The sequence below is a fragment of the Stenotrophomonas sp. 93052_Sma genome, assembly GCF_056481145.1.
In genome coordinates, this window is record NZ_CM151134.1 from 280,170 (window position 1) to 296,715 (window position 16,546).

Annotated in this window: 11 protein-coding genes, 4 pseudogenes and 1 riboswitch; of the genes and pseudogenes, 10 read left to right on the forward strand and 5 right to left on the reverse strand. The window is 67.1% G+C overall.

Annotation, left to right across the window (positions count from 1 at the left end; genetic code table 11):
• Positions 1 to 34: 34 nt before the first annotated feature.
• Positions 35 to 706: an alpha/beta hydrolase gene (locus ACZK2V_RS01230; RefSeq protein WP_180844599.1), complete on the forward strand. Its 672-nt coding sequence runs from the start codon at positions 35 to 37 to the stop codon at positions 704 to 706.
• Complete coding sequence (zapE, locus tag ACZK2V_RS01235; protein ID WP_032128212.1) at positions 703 to 1,803, forward strand: cell division protein ZapE; 1,101 nt, start codon at positions 703 to 705, stop codon at positions 1,801 to 1,803. Before ACZK2V_RS01230 ends, zapE begins: the two co-directional genes overlap by 4 nt.
• A gap of 75 nt (positions 1,804 to 1,878) precedes the next feature.
• On the opposite strand, the gene ACZK2V_RS01240 is transcribed toward zapE, so the two are convergent.
• Positions 1,879 to 2,715 carry a DUF2884 family protein gene (locus ACZK2V_RS01240; protein ID WP_121503034.1) on the reverse strand — a complete coding sequence of 279 codons (837 nt, stop codon included), beginning with the start codon at positions 2,713 to 2,715 and terminating at the stop codon, positions 1,879 to 1,881.
• Positions 2,716 to 3,245: 530 nt separating this feature from the next.
• Between ACZK2V_RS01240 and ACZK2V_RS01245 the strand changes: the two genes are divergently transcribed.
• On the forward strand, positions 3,246 to 5,648 hold the full coding sequence (locus ACZK2V_RS01245) for a ribonucleoside-diphosphate reductase subunit alpha (protein ID WP_180844600.1): 2,403 nt from the start codon (positions 3,246 to 3,248) through the stop codon (positions 5,646 to 5,648).
• 118 nt (positions 5,649 to 5,766) lie between these two features.
• Positions 5,767 to 6,786 (forward strand): ribonucleotide-diphosphate reductase subunit beta, encoded by a 1,020-nt coding sequence (locus ACZK2V_RS01250; RefSeq protein WP_008264781.1) that lies wholly within the window; start codon positions 5,767 to 5,769, stop codon positions 6,784 to 6,786.
• A gap of 190 nt (positions 6,787 to 6,976) precedes the next feature.
• On the opposite strand, the gene ACZK2V_RS01255 is transcribed toward ACZK2V_RS01250, so the two are convergent.
• Positions 6,977 to 7,612, reverse strand: a complete 636-nt coding sequence (locus ACZK2V_RS01255) for a LysE family translocator (protein WP_032128209.1) — start codon at positions 7,610 to 7,612, stop codon at positions 6,977 to 6,979.
• A gap of 152 nt (positions 7,613 to 7,764) precedes the next feature.
• Here ACZK2V_RS01255 and ACZK2V_RS01260 point away from each other — a divergent pair, with 152 nt between their 5' ends.
• From ACZK2V_RS01260 to ACZK2V_RS01270, 3 genes and pseudogenes are all read left to right on the forward strand, one after another.
• Positions 7,765 to 8,166 (forward strand): acyl-CoA thioesterase, encoded by a 402-nt coding sequence (locus ACZK2V_RS01260; RefSeq protein ID WP_004153688.1) that lies wholly within the window; start codon positions 7,765 to 7,767, stop codon positions 8,164 to 8,166.
• A gap of 55 nt (positions 8,167 to 8,221) precedes the next feature.
• A complete protein-coding gene (locus tag ACZK2V_RS01265) occupies positions 8,222 to 9,028 on the forward strand; it encodes an NAD-dependent protein deacetylase (RefSeq protein ID WP_149909494.1) in 807 nt (268 codons plus the stop codon).
• Positions 9,029 to 9,141: 113 nt separating this feature from the next.
• Positions 9,142 to 10,240: pseudogene (locus ACZK2V_RS01270) on the forward strand (NADH:flavin oxidoreductase/NADH oxidase).
• Positions 10,241 to 10,243: 3 nt separating this feature from the next.
• Here ACZK2V_RS01270 and ACZK2V_RS01275 read toward each other — a convergent pair.
• Positions 10,244 to 11,154, reverse strand: a pseudogene (locus ACZK2V_RS01275) (LysR family transcriptional regulator).
• A gap of 114 nt (positions 11,155 to 11,268) precedes the next feature.
• Between ACZK2V_RS01275 and purU the strand changes: the two are divergent.
• Positions 11,269 to 12,118, forward strand: a pseudogene (gene purU, locus ACZK2V_RS01280) (formyltetrahydrofolate deformylase).
• A 128-nt stretch (positions 12,119 to 12,246) separates the two neighbouring features.
• On the opposite strand, the gene pncA reads toward purU, so the two are convergent.
• Both pncA and ACZK2V_RS01290 read right to left on the reverse strand, forming a co-directional pair.
• Complete coding sequence (gene pncA, locus ACZK2V_RS01285) at positions 12,247 to 12,873, reverse strand: bifunctional nicotinamidase/pyrazinamidase (protein WP_180845007.1); 627 nt, start codon at positions 12,871 to 12,873, stop codon at positions 12,247 to 12,249.
• A gap of 55 nt (positions 12,874 to 12,928) precedes the next feature.
• The gene (locus ACZK2V_RS01290) at positions 12,929 to 13,615 is read right to left on the reverse strand and encodes an epoxyqueuosine reductase QueH (RefSeq protein WP_080291760.1); all 687 of its coding nucleotides are present in this window, start codon (positions 13,613 to 13,615) and stop codon (positions 12,929 to 12,931) included.
• A 160-nt stretch (positions 13,616 to 13,775) separates the two neighbouring features.
• Positions 13,776 to 13,990, reverse strand: a riboswitch (cobalamin riboswitch).
• Positions 13,991 to 14,117: 127 nt separating this feature from the next.
• Between ACZK2V_RS01290 and ACZK2V_RS01295 the strand changes: the two are divergent.
• Together ACZK2V_RS01295 and ACZK2V_RS01300 are read left to right on the forward strand one after the other, a co-directional pair.
• Positions 14,118 to 15,990: pseudogene (locus tag ACZK2V_RS01295) on the forward strand (patatin-like phospholipase family protein).
• A 44-nt stretch (positions 15,991 to 16,034) separates the two neighbouring features.
• On the forward strand, positions 16,035 to 16,472 hold the full coding sequence (locus ACZK2V_RS01300) for a hypothetical protein (protein WP_071229413.1): 438 nt from the start codon (positions 16,035 to 16,037) through the stop codon (positions 16,470 to 16,472).
• Positions 16,473 to 16,546: the final 74 nt, after the last annotated feature.

The following is a 16,546-nucleotide window of genomic DNA, read 5'->3' on the forward strand; positions in this document are numbered from 1 at the left end:
ACAGGGCAGGGGCAGGGGACGGTATCATGGTGCCATGCACAAGCCTTCGTTCCCCGTCGCCCCCGGCGAAACCGCCTGCCTCGAACTGGCCGGCCCGGCCGGCCCGCTGGAAGTGGTCGTCGACCTGCCCAAGGCCGATGTGCCGGCGCAGCCGATCGTGGCCATCATCTGCCATCCGCTGTCCACCGAAGGCGGCACCCTGCACAACAAGGTGGTCACCATGACCGCCACCACCCTGCGCGAGCTGGGCATCGCCACGGTACGCTTCAACTTCCGCAGCGTCGGCGCGTCGGCCGGTGAGTTCGACCATGGCGTGGGCGAGCAGGATGACCTGAAAGCCGTCGCCGCCTGGGTGCGCAGCCAGCGGCCCGACGACCGCCTGTGGCTGGCCGGTTTCAGCTTCGGCGCGTTCGTGTCGCTGAAGGCTGCTGCCGCGCTGCAGCCGGAAGCGCTGATCTCGATCGCACCGCCGGCCGGCCGCTGGGATTTCGATGGCATCGCGCCGCCGGCGCGCTGGCTGGTGATCCAGGGCGAGCAGGATGAGATCGTCGACCCGCAGGCCGTCTACCAGTGGCTGGACACGCTGGACGTCCCGCATGAGCTGGTGCGCATGCCGGAGACCAGCCATTTCTTCCACCGCAAGCTGATCGATCTGCGTGGCGCGCTGACCCACGGCGTGAAGCACTGGCTGGGCGCGGCGGCATGAGTGCAACCGAGCTGACCCCGTCGCAGCGGTACGCGGAAGGGGTTGCCCGTGGCGACTGGCAGAACGACCCGGCCCAGCACGCAGCGCTGGCCGAACTGGACCGCATCCACCTGGGCCTGGTCGACAGCGCCGAAGACGGCTGGCTGGACCGCCTGTCCTCGTTCTGGAAGAAGCCTGAGCCGGTGAAGGGTCTGTACTTCTGGGGCGGCGTCGGCCGTGGCAAGACCTTCCTGGTCGACCTGTTCTACGACGGCCTGCCGATCAAACAGAAGTACCGCACGCATTTCCACCGCTTCATGCGCAGCGTCCACGAGCGCCTGCGCGAGCACCAGGGGCAGAGCGACCCGCTGGCGAAGATCGCCCAGGAATGGCGCAGCAACCTGCGGGTGCTGGTGCTGGACGAATTCTTCGTCACCGACATCGGCGACGCGATGCTGCTGGCACGGCTGCTGGAGCGCCTGTTCGCCGAAGGCGTGACCCTGGTCACCACCTCCAACACAGCGGTGGAGAACCTGTACCTCAACGGCCTGCAGCGCGAGAGCTTCCTGCCGGCCATCGGCCTGCTGCAGCGCTTCTGCGTGGAGCTGTACGCCGAGGGCACCGAGGATTACCGGATGCGCGCGCTGACCCGCTCGCCGGTGTACCGCGCACCGCTGGCCGCCGACAGTGATGAGTGGCTGGCCACGCGCTGGAACGAACTGAGCGGCGGCCAGCCGGCCAAGCCCGGCAACATCGAGATCGAAGGCCGCAAGATCCCGGTGCGCGGCCGTGGCAAGAGCATTGCCTGGTTCGATTTCGCCGCGTTGTGCGAAGGCCCGCGTGGCCCGTCGGATTACATCGAGATCGCGCACGAGTTCAACACCGTGCTGCTGGGCGGCATCCCCGCCTTCGACCGTTTGAACGAAGATGCCGCGCGCCGCTTCGTCAACCTGATCGACGAGCTGTACGACCGCCACGTCAACCTGGTCTGCACCGCCAGCACCTCGCCGATCGAGCTGTACACCGGCCAGCGCCTGCAGGGCGCGTTCGAGCGCACCGCCTCGCGTTTGATCGAAATGCAGAGCGCCGAGTACCTGGGTACCCCGCACCGGGCGTGAGGGCGCCACCCAGGTAAATGCGTTGCCGGCCAGGGTTCCGGTAGTGCCGGCCGCTGGCCGGCATCCGCCGCGCGGTTACCGGGTCGGCGCCACCGCATTCCCACGCGGCCGCTCATCCGGCCCGGCCGACACATGCAGGCCCGAGCCATCGCCGTGCTCCACCCGCACGCTCTCGCCGCGCTCCAGCAGCCGCAGCGGCTGTCCCTGGTAGCGCACCTCCAGCGCGTCGTGGGCGTCTGCCAGCGACTGCACCAGCGGGCACAGCGCCTGCGCGCGGGCCTCGATGCGCTCGGCGCGGCCTTCCAGCTGCTGTTCCATCTGCGCGTCCAGGCGGTCGGCGCGTTCCTCCATCGCATCGCTGCGACCGGTGAACACCTGCCACAGCACGCTGCGGGCGATGGACGCGGACAGCGACTCGGCCATGTCCTGCACCTTGGCCTCGAAGCCCGGCCCGAACACTGCCTGTTCCCAGTAACCCTTGCCCAGCGTGCCGCCGATCCAGTCATCGGCCTGCCGGCGCAGGCGCCGGACCTTGCGGCTGTTGGCGGTGCCGGTGAGGCTCTCATAGACCCCGTCGAGCACGTCGAAGCTCAGCCCACTCACTTCATGGGCCAGCGCGGTGGCCGCCGGCATCAGCTGCCGCGCCCCGGCCTCCATCTGCCGCAGGCGGGCGGCGTCGGCCTCGCTGACCGGCACGATCGTGTCGTCCAGGCTCAGCACGCCATCGTGGAACACCACCTCGTGCGGCGCCTGCGGGCCATGCCGCAGCCAGATGCCGCCGCTGTCCACCAGCACGTCGTAGTCGGTATGGATGCCGCACTGGTCCGAACGCAGGTCCGGCCCTTCGGCGGCCAGCGCCGGGGCAATGAACAGGGCAAGCAGCAGGGCCAGCGCGGGCAACCGCAGGTGCATCGGAGCATCCTTTTCCGGGAGCGAGCGGCCAGCATCCGCTGCCAGCGCGCGGGCGTCACCGGCCGGAAGTCACCCGTCCACCGGATTCCCACCGGCTGCCCACCAGCTATCCACAGGGTTGTCCCTAGCCAGTTTCATCACTGTCATGTGAAGCTGTCATTGTTCCGTTTTCGCGGTGCGTTGTACCACCGCGATGACGCCTTTCGGGCTTGACTGCGCAGCCCGTTCCGGCAGGTCTGAAGCGTCTGATCCGGGCGCCGATGGCACGATCCTTGCGGCGCAAGGGATTGCCGAATTTCACTACATTTGGCGTTGACGGACCCCATTACCCCCACTATCTTGTGGCCGTCGGTCGCAGCAACCCCAATTCAAGGGGGTGCCCGGGGTACCCATCCGCGATCGTCAACGGTAGTGGCAGGCGCAGGGTCTCATCCCCTGCGACGCCGTCCTGCCATCCTGGGCTGTCATGTCCCGGGCTGCGTCACCCGATGCATCGAGCACCCACCAATCACGCCAAGAGGACACACGCCGTGACCACCGAATCCAGCGCCACCATCGAGAAGGAAAGCGAATTCCTGTTGACGTCGCCGCCGACGGCCAACGCGATGAGTGTGACCAAGCGCAATGGCACGACCGAACTGGTGGACCTGAACAAGATCGTGCGCGCGGTGCAGCGTTCCTCCGAAGGCCTGCACGCCGTCGATCCGATGCGCGTGGCCACCCGCACCATTTCCGGCCTGTACAACGGCGCCACCACCCGCGAGCTGGACGAACTGTCCATCCGCACCGCCGCCCTGCTGATCGGTGAAGAGCCCGAGTACGGCCGCCTCGCTGCGCGCCTGCTGGCCAACTACATCGCCAAGGAAGTCTCGGGCCAGGAAATCTACGCCTTCTCGCAGTCGGTCAGCCGTGGCCATGAAGTCGGCCTGATCAACGACCGCCTGCTGAACTTCGTGCAGACCAACGCGCGCAAGCTCAACGATGCCATCGACATCTCGCTGGACCTGAACTTCGATTACTTCGGCCTGCGTACCCTGTACGACCGTTACCTGCTGCGCCATCCGCACACCCGCAAGGTGATCGAGACCCCGCAGCAGTTCTTCCTGCGCATTGCCAGCGCGCTGAGCGAGGATGTGTCCGAGACCCTGGCGCTGTACAAGCGCATGGGCAACCTGGACTACCTGCCGTCCAGCCCGACCCTGTTCAATTCCGGCACCACCCACGAGCAGCTGTCCTCGTGCTTCCTGCTGGATTCGCCGCAGGACTCGCTGGAGTCGATCTATTCCAAGTACGGCGACATCGCCCAGCTGTCGAAGTTCTCCGGCGGCATCGGCGTCAGCTATACCCGCGTGCGTTCGCGTGGTTCGCTGATCAAGTCGACCAACGGCCACTCCAACGGCATCGTGCCGTGGCTGAAGACCATGGATTCGTCCGTGGCCGCGGTGAACCAGGGCGGCAAGCGCAAGGGCGCAGCCTGCGTCTACCTGGAAACCTGGCACGCCGACGTCGAGGACTTCCTCGAGCTGCGTGACAACACCGGTGACGAAGCCCGCCGTGCGCACAACCTGAACCTGGCCAACTGGGTGCCGGACCTGTTCATGAAGCGCGTCGAGGCCGACCAGGAATGGTCGCTGTTCGATCCGCGCGTCGTGCCGGAGTTCACCGACCTGTTCGGCGAAGCCTTCGAGCAGGCCTACCTGCAGGCCGAAGCCCAGGGCAAGGCCAACCGCACCATCTCCGCGCGCAAGCTGTACGCCCGCATGATGCGTACGCTGGCCGAGACCGGCAACGGCTGGATGACCTTCAAGGACAAGTGCAACCGCGCCAGCAACCAGACCCTGCGTCCGGGCAACGTGATCCACCTGTCCAACCTGTGCACGGAAATCCTGGAAGTCACTTCCAACGATGAAACCGCAGTGTGCAACCTGGGTTCGATCAACCTGGGCAACCACTTCGACGAGCACAACGAGTTCGACTTCGAGAAGCTGGCCGAGACCGTGCGCCTGGCCGTGCGCCAGCTCGACCGCGTCATCGACCTGAACTTCTACCCGATCGAAACCGCCCGCCGCGCCAACCTGCGCTGGCGTCCGGTCGGCCTGGGTTGCATGGGCCTGCAGGACGTGTTCTTCCGCAAGCGCCTGCCGTTCGACAGCGCCGAAGCCCGCGCCCTGTCGAAGAAGATCGCCGAAGCAATCTACTTCCACGCGCTGGAAACCTCTTGCGAGCTGGCCCAGGAACGCGGCAAGCACCCGTCGTTCAACGACACCCGCGCCGCCGGTGGCGAACTGCAGTTCGACGCCTGGAACGTGGTGCCGGAAGACGCTGAGCGCTGGGATGCCCTGCGTGCCCGCATCAAGGAACACGGCCTGCGCAACTCGCTGATGATCGCGATTGCCCCGACCGCGACCATCGCCTCGATCGCCGGCTGCTACGAGTGCGTCGAGCCGCAGGTGTCCAACCTGTTCAAGCGCGAGACCCTGTCCGGTGACTTCCTGCAGGTCAACCGCTACCTGGTGAACGAGCTGAAGAAGCTGGGCCTGTGGACCGCCGACATGCGCGATGCCATCAAGCTGGCCGAAGGCTCCATCGCCGGCGTGGCACAGATTCCGGAAACGCTGCGCGAGGTCTACCGCACCGCGTGGGAACTGCCGATGCGTTCGCTGATCGACATGGCCGCCGAGCGTGGTGCCTTCATCGACCAGTCGGCCTCGCTCAACCTGTTCATGGAAAGCCCGAACATCGGCGCGATGTCCTCCATGTACATGTACGCCTGGAAGCAGGGCATCAAGACCACCTACTACCTGCGTTCGCGCCCGGCCACCAAGATCGCCAAGACCACGGTGAGCAGCGCAGCCCCGGCCAAGGTGTTCAGCCCGGACGAAGCCATCGCCTGCTCGCTGGAAAACCCGGAAGCCTGCGAGGCCTGCCAGTAAGAGCGGCACCGCCGCGCGGTAGTGCCGGCCGCTGGCCGGCAACCCCGGCCAACGATCATCACCCACGGTAGCGCCGGGCCATGCCCGGCGGCTCACCCAGGAATTCAAGGAAACACCCATGGCCGACAAGCCCAAGCAGATGCTGCTCGATCCCGGTTTTGAACTGACCCTGCGCCCGATGCGCTACCCGCAGTTCTATGACATGTACCGGAACGCGATCAAGAACACCTGGACGGTGGAAGAGATCAACTTCCAGATCGACATCACCGATCTGCACAGCAAGATGTCGCCGGGCGAGCGTCACCTGATCCACCGCCTGGTCGCGTTCTTCGCCACCGGCGACTCGATCGTGTCCAACAACCTGGTGCTGAACCTGTACCAGCACTTGAACGCGCCGGAAGCGCGCATGTACCTGTCGCGCCAGCTGTATGAAGAAGCGCTGCACGTGCAGTTCTACCTGACCCTGCTCGACAACTACCTGCCGGATCCGGAAGAGCGCGTCAAAGCGTTCGCCGCGGTGGAGAACATCGACTCGATCAAGAAGAAGGCCGATTTCTGCTTCAAGTGGATCGACTCGATCCAGGACCTGAAGCGCATCGAGACCCGTGCCGAGCGCCGCCAGTTCCTGCTCAACCAGATCTGCTTCGCCGCCTGCATCGAAGGCCTGTTCTTCTTTGCTGCGTTCGCCTACGTGTACTACTTCCGTTCGCGCGGTCTGCTGCCGGGCCTGGCCTCGGGCACCAACTGGGTGTTCCGCGACGAAAGCGCGCACATGGAGTTCGCGTTCGAGTCGGTGCGCGTGGTGCGTGAGGAAGAACCGGACCTGTTCGACGACGAGATGAAGCAGCAGGTCTACGACATGCTGGCCGAAGCCATCGAATGCGAAGTGCAGTTCGCCGAGGACGTGCTGTCCGGTGGCGTGGCCGGCATCTCGACCCGCGACATGCGCCAGTACCTGCAGCACTGTGCCGACCAGCACTTTGCCAAGCTGGGCATGGAAAAGAAGTACAACGTGCGCAACCCGCTGCCGTTCATGGAACTGCAGGACGTGCAGGAGCTGACCAACTTCTTCGAACGCCGCGTCTCGGCCTACCAGGTCGGCGTGCAGGGCGAAGTCGCCTTCGACATGAACTTCTGATCGAACCGGTCAGATCTGTCGCAACAAAAAACCCCGGCCAACGCCGGGGGTTTTTTGTTGGTGGCGCCGGGCCATGCCCGGCGGAGCCTGCCTGGTGCTACCGGCCGTCATGCTGCACGCGGGCCTTTGTAGAGTCGAGCTTGCTCGACTGCCGTTCGCGCAAAGCGGTCGAGCAAGCTCGACTCTACAATCAGCGTCGCCCTTCCACCGCCATGCGTACCGCCAGCCCGGCCAGCACCGTGCCCATCAGCCAGCGCTGCACCACCTGCCAGGTCGGGCGCGCGGCCAGGAAACCGGCGATGCTGCCAGCGGTCAGCGCAATCATGCCGTTCACGGTCACACTCACCGCGATCTGGGTGGAGCCCAGCACGATCGACTGCATCAGCACACTGCCCTCGCCGTCCGGATGCAGGAACTGCGGCAGCAGCGACAGGTACATCACCGCCACTTTCGGGTTCAACAGATTGGTCAGGAACCCCATCGTGAACAGCTTGCGCGGGCTGTCCTGCGGCAGTTCGCGCACCGCGAACGGCGAACGGCCGCCGGGCTTGAGCGCCTGCCAGGCCAGGTACAGCAGGTACAGCGCGCCGCCGATGCGCAGCGCGTCGTAGGCGAACGGCACGGTCATCAGCAGGGCGGTGATGCCCAGTGCCGCACACAGCATGTAGAACACGAAGCCCAGCGCCACCCCGCCCAGCGAGATCAGGCCTGCCATCGGCCCCTGGCAGATCGAGCGTGAGATCAGGTAGATCATGTTCGGCCCGGGCGTGAGCACCATGGCCAGTGAAACCAGCGCGAAGGCCAGCAGGTCGGAAGTGGCGGGCATGGGCGGTCCTGGCAGTGGGCGTGGCGCAGTGTAACGCCTGCCGCAGGCGCGGCCTGCGCAGGCACCGCTGCCGGGTGACCGTTGCACGTGCATTCCGATGGCCATCACGCCGGTCGCTTAGAATCCGCAGCACCCCACACCGAAGCCCCCCCATGACCCCCATCCCCGAGACCGTGCCGCCCACCGAAGTGCGCATGGCCGAAATCGTCTTTCCCAACCACACCAACCACCTTGGCACCCTGTTCGGTGGCCAGGCGCTGGCGTGGATGGACAAGGCCGCCTTCCTGGCCGCCGCCCGTTACTCGCGCCGCACCGTGGTGACCGCGCGCAGCGACCAGGTCGACTTCAAGCTGCCGATCCGCATCGGCCAGATGGTGGAAACCATCGGCCGCATCGTCGAAGTCGGCCGCAGCTCGATGAAGGTGGAGGTGGAACTTGTCGCCGAAGATCTGCACAGCGGCGAGCGCAAGCTGTGCACCCGCGGTCACTTCGTGATGATCGCGCTGGACGAGGAAGGCCACCCGATCGCGGTACCGCCGCTGCCGGCGGCCTGACCCGGCCAACGGACCGGCGCTTGCGGGGGCGCCACCGCGCCCCCATCTGGCAGCCATGACCCTGCCACTGACCGACTTCATCGACCGTGCCCAGCGCCTGTTCGTGCTGACCGGCGCCGGCTGCAGCACCGCCTCGGGCATTCCCGATTACCGGGATGCCGACGGCCAGTGGAAACGCACGCCGCCGGTGACCTACCAGGCCTTCATGGGCGAGGCGGCCACCCGCCAGCGCTACTGGGCGCGCAGCCTGCTCGGCTGGCCGCGCTTCGGCCTGGCCCGGCCCAACGGCACCCACCAGGCCCTGGCCGCGCTGGAAAGCCGAGGCAAGCTGCAGGTGCTGCTGACCCAGAACGTGGACGGCCTGCACCAGCGTGCCGGCAGCCACAACGTGATCGACCTGCATGGCCGCCTGGATCTGGTGCGCTGCATGGGCTGTGAGCGTCGCAGCGATCGTGAAGACTTCCAGCAGCGCCTGCTGGACGCCAATCCCGGCTGGGACGCGCTGGAGGCAGGCATCGCGCCCGATGGTGATGCCGATCTGGAGACCGATTTCTCCGCGTTCGTGGTGCCCGAGTGCCCGCATTGCGGCAGCGTGTTGAAGCCGGATGTGGTGTTCTTCGGCGAAAACGTGCCGCGGGAGCGCGTGCAGGCGGTGCAGGAGCACCTGCAGCAGGCCGACGCCGTGCTGGTGGTGGGTTCATCGCTGATGGTCTATTCCGGCTTCCGCTTCGTGCAGGCGGCGGCCAGGGCAGGGCTGCCGGTGGCGGCGTTGAACCGTGGCCGCACCCGCGCCGACGACCTGCTGCAGTTCAAGGATGAACGGGACTGCGCCGAGGCGCTGGCCGCGTGGGCCTCATCCTGAGCCGAGCACACGCTCGGCTGCACGCCCACCGCGAAACAGCGATCCATCCAGACGGTTGATTCGCAGGCCGTGCGGCGGTGCAATACGCACCCCCTACGTCGTTCATCACCGTCTTGAGCCAGCTGTTTTCGCCGATCTCGTTCGGCCCCCTGACCCTGTCCAACCGCATCGTCATCGCGCCGATGTGCCAGTACTCCGCCGAAGACGGTCGCGCCAGCGATTGGCACGCCATGCATCTGGGCAACCTGGCGCAGTCCGGTGCCGGCCTGCTGATCCTGGAAGCCACCGCGGTCGAACCGCGCGGCCGCATCAGCTGGGCCGACCTGGGCCTGTGGGATGACGGCACCGAGGCCGCACTGGCGCAGGTGCTGGCCAGCGTCCGCCGCTGGTCGCCGATGCCGCTGGGCGTCCAGCTGGGCCATGCCGGCCGCAAGGCCTCGGTGAGGCGTCCGTGGGACGGTGGTGGCCAGTTGCCGGCCGACGATGCGCGTGGCTGGGCCACCGTGGCGCCGTCGCCGCTGCCGTTCCATGCCGCCGATCCGGCACCGCAGGAACTGGACGAGGCCGGCATCGCCGAGGTCATCGCCGCCTTCGCCGCCAGTGCGGTGCGCGCCGAGCGCCTGGGCTTCGAGCTGATCGAGCTGCATGCCGCGCACGGTTATCTGCTGCACCAGTTCCTGTCGCCGCTGAGCAACCGCCGCACCGATGGCTACGGTGGCTCGCTGCCGAACCGCCTGCGCCTGCTGGTGGAGGTGTTCGATGCGGTGCGTGCGGCAGTGTCCGACAAGGTCGCCGTGGGCGTGCGCATCTCTGCCAGCGACTGGGTCGATGGCGGCTGGGACCTGGTGCAGAGCGAGGCGCTGGCCCAGGTGCTGGACGCGCGACTGCAACTTCCTGCATGTCTCCAGCGGCGGCCTGGACGAGCGCCAGAAGATCACCGTCGGCCCGGGCTATCAGGTGCCGTTCGCGGCGGCGATCAAGGCCAAGGTGCGCATGCCGGTCATCGCCGTGGGCATGATCACCGAACCGGAGCAGGCCGAATCGATCCTGCGCCATCGCCACGCCGATGCGGTAGCCCTGGCGCGCGGCATCCTCTACGACCCGCGCTGGCCGTGGCATGCCGCCGCCGCATTGCGCGACAGCGTGGAACCGGCGCCGCAGTACCTGCGCTGCGAGCCGCGCGATGCGCGCGGCGTGTTCAAGACGCGCTGAGGCTCACACCCGCCAGGCCGGCGCCATGCCGGCCTGCAGGTGCTCGAACAGCGCGCGGATCTTGGCAGTGAAATCGCGGCGGTCGCTGACGCAGAAATAGACTTCCATCGGTTCGGGGCGCCATGCAGTGTCGGCGCCGAACACTGCCTGCAGGCGGCCATCGCGCAGGTACGGCTCGGCCACGAATGCGGCCAGCCGGGTGATGCCGGCACCGGCTGCGGCCAGCGTCGCCAGCGCATCGATGTCATCGCAGACCATGCTCGGCGGCAGTGCGGCGTCCACGCGCTGGCCATCCTTCAACAGGCCCCATCGCAGCGGCCGGCCATCGGTGGGGAAGCGGTGCAGCAGCCCGCGATGGCCGCTCAGCTCGGAGGGTTGCTGCGGGGTGCCGTGTGCCTTCAGATAGGCCGGCGAGGCGCAGAACACGAACGGCACGCGCGCCAGCTGCCGTGCGACGACACCGTCCTCCAGCTGTGCACCGATGCGGATGCTGGCATCCACCGCTTCCGGGCCGTGCTGCACGGCGCGGTCAGTCAGGCGCAGCTCCAGCTGCAGTTGCGGGTAGCGCTGCTGCAGCGAAGGCAGCAAGGGGGCAAGTACGTGGCGACCGAACGCGCTGCTGCTGGCGATGCGTAGTGGTCCGGCCGGTTCGATGTCACCAGAGGTGACCATCGCCTGCGCCGCGCCAGGTCGGCTTCGATGTGGCGCACCTGCGCCAGGTACAGCGCGCCGGCCTCGCTGAGGGCCAGCTGGCGCGTACTTCGGTTCAGCAACCGTACGCCCAGATGCGCCTCCAGCCGGTTGATGTTCTGGCCGACTGCGGTGGCGCTGATGCCAAGGATGCGGGCCGCTGCGGCAATGCTGCCGGTCTCTGCGGTGCGGGTGAAGCTGCGGATCAGTTGCAACAGGTTCATGACCGACCAGCTTGCCATGGAGAAACCCAAGTATCGCTTGGGACTGAACCAAGCAGGTCGGTTGCATCGGTGACCATCGATCCCGAGGACAGGCTGCTGCCCTACACTCGGGCGATGCGCCCCGATTCCATCCTCACCCTGTCCTGTCCCGACCGTACCGGCATCGTCTACCGCGTATCCGGCCTGCTGTTCGACCACGGCTGCAACATCCTCGACGCCCAGCAGTTCGGTGATGAGGAAAGTGGCCGCTTCTTCCTGCGCGTGCATTTCGATCGCGATGCCGGCCTGCCGCTGGAGACCGTGCACGCCGCCATGGCCACGCTCGCCGCCGGCTTCGGCATGGACTGGCAGCTGCATGATGGCCGCCGCCGTGCACGCCTGCTGGTGCTGGTCAGCAAGCAGGGGCACTGCCTCAACGACCTGCTGTTCCGTGCCCACAGCGGCCAGCTGAAGGTGGACATTGCCGCAGTAGCGTCCAACCACGCCGACTTCGCGCCGCTGGCGGCGTCCTACCAGGTGCCGTTCCACCACCTGCCGGTGACCGCTGATACGCGCGTGGTGCAGGAGCAGCAGATCATCGACCTGGTCGAGCGCGAACGCATCGATCTGGTGGTGCTGGCGCGCTACATGCAGATCCTGTCACCCACGCTGTGCCGCGCGCTGGCCGGCCGTGCGATCAACATCCACCACAGCTTCCTGCCCAGCTTCAAGGGCGCGCAGCCGTACCACCAGGCACACGCGCGCGGGGTCAAGATCATCGGCGCCACCGCGCACTACGTCACCGAGGATCTGGACGAAGGCCCGATCATCGAACAGGACGTGGCCCGCGTGGACCACGCGATGGCGCCGCGCGAGCTGGTGCGGCTGGGCAGCGATACCGAATCGCTGGTGCTGGCGCGCCGTGCGCCGCCATGTGGAGCACCGCATCCTGCTCAACGGGCACCGAACGGTGGTGTTCCGGTAATCGCCCATCCCGCGTCCGCCGGGCATGGCCCGGCGCTACCACGGGTGCTATCCGGTAGTGCCGGCCGCTGGCCGGCAACTGCAGAGATCCCGAGGTTGCCGGCCAGCGGCCGGCACTACCGCTCTGGGTCAGACGATCGCGATCCCCGCCTTGCCCAGCGCCTCGCGCACCATCGCGTCGTTGGCGTCGGTCACCGGCTTGGTCAGCTCCCACAGGAATTTCACCCGGAAGCCGGACTTCACCGCGTCCTGCGCGCTCCACAGCACGCAGTAGTCGCGGGCCAGGCCGCACACGTGCACTTCGCGGATGCGGCGTTCGTGCAGCCAGCCGGCCAGGCCGGTGGCCGGGCGCTCGCCATCGGGGCCATGGTTCTCGCGGAAGGCGCTGTATGAATCCACCTGTTGGCGCGTGCCCTTGCGCAGGATCAGGTCGGCCACGGTCCAGTCCACGCCCGGATGCAGCGCGGCACCGGCGCTGCCCTGCACGCAGTGGTCCGGCCACAGGGTCTGCGGCTGCGCGTGCAGCAGGATGGTCTCGAAGGGGCGTTGGCCGGGGTGCTGGCTGGCGAACGAGGCATGGTCGGCCGGGTGCCAGTCCTGTGTTGCCACCACGGTGCGGTAGCGGCGCTGTGCCAGCAGATCGGCGATCGGTGCCACCAGCGCATCGCCTTGGTCGCAGGCCAGCGCGCCGCCGGGCATGAAGTCCGGCTGCAGGTCGATCACCAGCAGGGCGACATCGGCGGGCAGGGCGGTCATGGCAGTTCCGGTACAGCAGAAGGGGCGACCAGCGTGGCCGCCCCATGCCCACACGTCAATCGCCCTGCGGCGTCTCAGCGTCCTGCCCGTAGTACAGCAGGCCGATCTTGATCCGTTCGCGGCCATTCTCGCGGCGGTGACGGTTGGCATCGCGCAGCGAGTACACGCAGCCGCAGTATTCCTGCTGGTAGAACTGCTCGCGCTTGCTGATCTCGATCATGCGGCTGGCACCGCCGCCCTTGCGCCAGTTGTAGTCCCAGTACTGCAGGCCTTCATAGCGCGACGCGGCACGGATGCCGCAGTCGTTGATCTGCGCCATGTTCTTCCAGCGCGAGATGCCCAGCGACGAACTGATGGTGTCGTAGCCGTGCTCGTGCGCGTACAGCGCAGTGCGCTCGAAGCGCATGTCGAAGCACATCGTGCAGCGGATGCCGCGCTCGGGCTCGTTTTCCATGCCGCGTGCACGGCTGAACCAGTTGTCGGTGTCGTAGTCGCAGTCGATGAACGGGATGTCGTGCTGTTCGGCGAAGCGGATGTTCTCCTGCTTGCGCAGCTCGTATTCCTTCACCGGGTGGATGTTGGGGTTGTAGAAGAAGATCGCGTAGTCGATCCCGGAGGCGGTGATCGCCTCCATCACTTCGCCGGAGCAGGGGGCGCAGCACGAGTGCAGCAGCAGGCGCTGGCCGTTTTCGGGCAGGGACAGGGTGGGGCGTTGGAGCTCGGTCATCGTCAGGTACCGCATGGACCGCCGGCAACGGCGGTGGCCCATGCATCAGCGCGTGGGTGAACAGTCTGGCCGGAAACCGTGAACAGGACGCACGCGGCCGCACCGCCTGCAGGCGCAGGACAACGACGGCCCCGGCAACCTCCCCGCGGAGATTCCAGGTCGAGTCAGGGGACGGTCGTGTCCCCCGGCCGGGGCCGGTATTCGGGCTGATGGACACGGGCCGCAGCCCACCTACTACCTGCCGCTTCCCAGGCGTGAGCCCAGTGCTGTTGGCAGGATTCGTTTCCATTCACCGCTGCGGGGCAGCTCCGGAATGGGCGCGCAAGGCGCCTTCACCGGATTCCCGTTTAAATCCCTGCCGCCATCAATGCCACGGCAAGGATACCTTCGGCGTGCCCACGGTGGACGCGTCGAGGCCAATGGTCAAGGGCCAATGAAAGCGCAGGGCTGTGGCTCGCTTCTCAGGCTGTGAGAGCGCCTCTTGCCATACTGGGCACCGACAGACGGGAGGTGGCTCGTGGCGGCGAAGTACTGCGATCTGGTCATGAAAGGCGGCATCACCAGCGGCATCGTGTACCCCAATGCGGTACTGGCGCTGGCGCGCGAGTATCGCTTCAAGAGCATCGGCGGCACCTCGGCCGGCGCCATTGCCGCGGCGGTGGCGGCCGCGGCGGCGTGCGGTGATCGTCGCCAGCAGGCCGGCGAGCACCTGCCCGGCGATGCCGGCTACGGCGGGCTGTCGGCGGTGTCGGCGCAGCTGTCGCGGCGCGGCTTCATCTACAGCCTGTTCCAGCCGGCACGGCGCGCGCGCCGCCTATCGGTTGCTGGTGGTGCTGACCGGCAATGCCGGCCTGCCACACAAGCTGCTGTGCCTGGCCATCGCGGTGTTCGAGATTGCGCCACTGGAGGTGCTGGTGTCGCTGGCGTTGCTGCTCGGCCTGGGCTGGTGGGGCGGCGGTTGGAGCGGTGTGGCCGCCACGCTGCTGCCATCACTGCTGTGCGCGTATGGTGCCGGCGTGGCCGGTGCCGCGCTGCGGGTAGCGCGGGTGGCGCGCCGTAACCTGCTGGGCCTGTGCAGCGGCCTCGGCCGCGATGCACGCACGCCGGCGTTGACCGAGTGGCTGCATGAATGCCTGCAGCAGCTGTCCGGCAAGCCGCTGGATGCACCGCTCACGTTCGCCGACCTGCACGATGCGCCGCGCTATGCCGGCGAGCCGGACAGCCCGCATGCGATCAGCCTGCAGATGATCACCACCTGTGTGTCGCACAACGAGCCGCGCACGCTGCCGCTGGGCGGCGCGCAGTTCTGGTTCCTGCGCGAGGAGTTCGAGCAGCTGTTTCCGGCCAGCGTGGTGCAGTGGCTGGTGACGCAGGCCGGCCCGCCACTGGAGGTGGAAGGGCGCCGGTACTACCACCTGCCGCAGGGCCCGAAGCTGCCGGTGCTGGTGGCCACGCGCATGAGCCTGAGCTTCCCGCTGCTGATCAGCGCGGTGCCGTTGCATGAGCCCTCACGCCGCGAGCGTCGCTGTGAACCGACCGCACCTGCGGCCGACCAGGAGCACAACGTCGCCGACAGCATGGAAGGGCTGACCAGTGCCGGGCAGACCTGCGGACCGGTGATCACCGCGTTCCGCATCTGCTGGTTCTCCGATGGTGGCATCAGCAGCAACTTCCCGATCCACCTGTTCGATGCCGCGTTGCCGCGCTGGCCAACCTTCGCCATCAATCTGGTCTACCCGCAGCACGCCGAAGACGTGTGCCACGGCAGCAGTGGCCGTCAGGCGCTGGAACACGCCGTGTTCCTGCCCACCGAGAACCGCCACGGCTGGCAGCGTACCTACCAGTCGATCGCTACGCCGCTGGCGGCCGCAGAACTGGGCCGTTTCCTGTTCGCGGTGGTGGCGACCATGCAGAACTGGCGCGACCTGCTGCAGGCGCGCGCACCGGGCTACCGCGATCGCATCGTGCACGTCAGCCTGCAGGGCGACGAAGGCGGCATGAACCTGGACATGCCACAGGAGGTGCTGACCCGCATCGCCGACAAGGGCAGCCTGGCCGGTGCGCGCTTCTGTTCGTTCTCGTTCGAGAACCACTATTGGATCCGCTGGCGCAACCTGGCCTCGGCCTACCAGCGCTACACGCTGGAAGTGGCGCGCACCGACGACCCGGCGCAGCAGGTACTGGCCTACCGCGCGGCGTACTCGATGGTTGCCAGTGGCCAGCCGGCGCCACCGTCGTACAAGCTGGGCTCGGAAGACAAGCGGCTGGCATCGCAGCAGTTGTGGGGGCTGATGGTCGAGCAGGGACGTACCTGGGAGGACCTCGGCCCGGACCTCACCGACGGCGCACCGCGCCCGCTGCCGCAGATGAAGGTGACGCCGATCTATTGATCGCGATGGATACAATCGCGGCTCCCCATTGCAAGGAATGCCCCATGTCCCCTCGCCAGAAGCTGCTGGACGTGCTTGAACGCCTCGATCAACGCGATCCGGAGCACCTGCCGGTGGTGCCGCTGGCCGCGTATTTCGAAGGCAACGATTTCGAGGAGTGCATCGCACCGAACCAGTGGGGCTATGGGCGCCCACCGATTGCCGAGGTATACGCACGCTTGGTTGCGATTGCGGCAAAGCCTGAAGTGGAAGGTGTCTACGTGGGCCTGCACCAAGACTGGGGCAGTGCATTGGAAGACGACAGCGAATGGCCAGCTGCAGAGAACGTGCACGTCTTGACCAGCGCCGATGCCGCAACCGTGGAAGGCTGGCTGCAGGGCCTGGAATGCGACGGCGTCGGCGAAGGCTGGCCGTACGGGCAACACATCGACGCGCCTGCGCCCTCCACAGGTCACCGCGTGTTGACCGTGTTCTGGGACTAGTAGAGCCACGCCACGCGTGGATGCACTTCGCGCACGGCAAGGTTGTGCCAACCAAGGTTGGCACCTACCAAATC

What these genes read in the sequence shown, in the direction of transcription:
- ACZK2V_RS01230 (WP_180844599.1), top strand. Translation starts at nt 35, where the DNA reads ATGCACAAGCCTTCGTTCCCCGTCGCCCCCGGCGAAACCGCCTGCCTC.
- zapE (WP_032128212.1), top strand. Translation starts at nt 703, where the DNA reads ATGAGTGCAACCGAGCTGACCCCGTCGCAGCGGTACGCGGAAGGGGTT.
- ACZK2V_RS01240 (WP_121503034.1), bottom strand. Translation starts at nt 2,715, where the DNA reads ATGCACCTGCGGTTGCCCGCGCTGGCCCTGCTGCTTGCCCTGTTCATT.
- ACZK2V_RS01250 (WP_008264781.1), top strand. Translation starts at nt 5,767, where the DNA reads ATGGCCGACAAGCCCAAGCAGATGCTGCTCGATCCCGGTTTTGAACTG.
- ACZK2V_RS01255 (WP_032128209.1), bottom strand. Translation starts at nt 7,612, where the DNA reads ATGCCCGCCACTTCCGACCTGCTGGCCTTCGCGCTGGTTTCACTGGCC.
- ACZK2V_RS01260 (WP_004153688.1), top strand. Translation starts at nt 7,765, where the DNA reads ATGACCCCCATCCCCGAGACCGTGCCGCCCACCGAAGTGCGCATGGCC.
- ACZK2V_RS01265 (WP_149909494.1), top strand. Translation starts at nt 8,222, where the DNA reads ATGACCCTGCCACTGACCGACTTCATCGACCGTGCCCAGCGCCTGTTC.
- pncA (WP_180845007.1), bottom strand. Translation starts at nt 12,873, where the DNA reads ATGACCGCCCTGCCCGCCGATGTCGCCCTGCTGGTGATCGACCTGCAG.
- ACZK2V_RS01290 (WP_080291760.1), bottom strand. Translation starts at nt 13,615, where the DNA reads ATGCGGTACCTGACGATGACCGAGCTCCAACGCCCCACCCTGTCCCTG.
- ACZK2V_RS01300 (WP_071229413.1), top strand. Translation starts at nt 16,035, where the DNA reads ATGTCCCCTCGCCAGAAGCTGCTGGACGTGCTTGAACGCCTCGATCAA.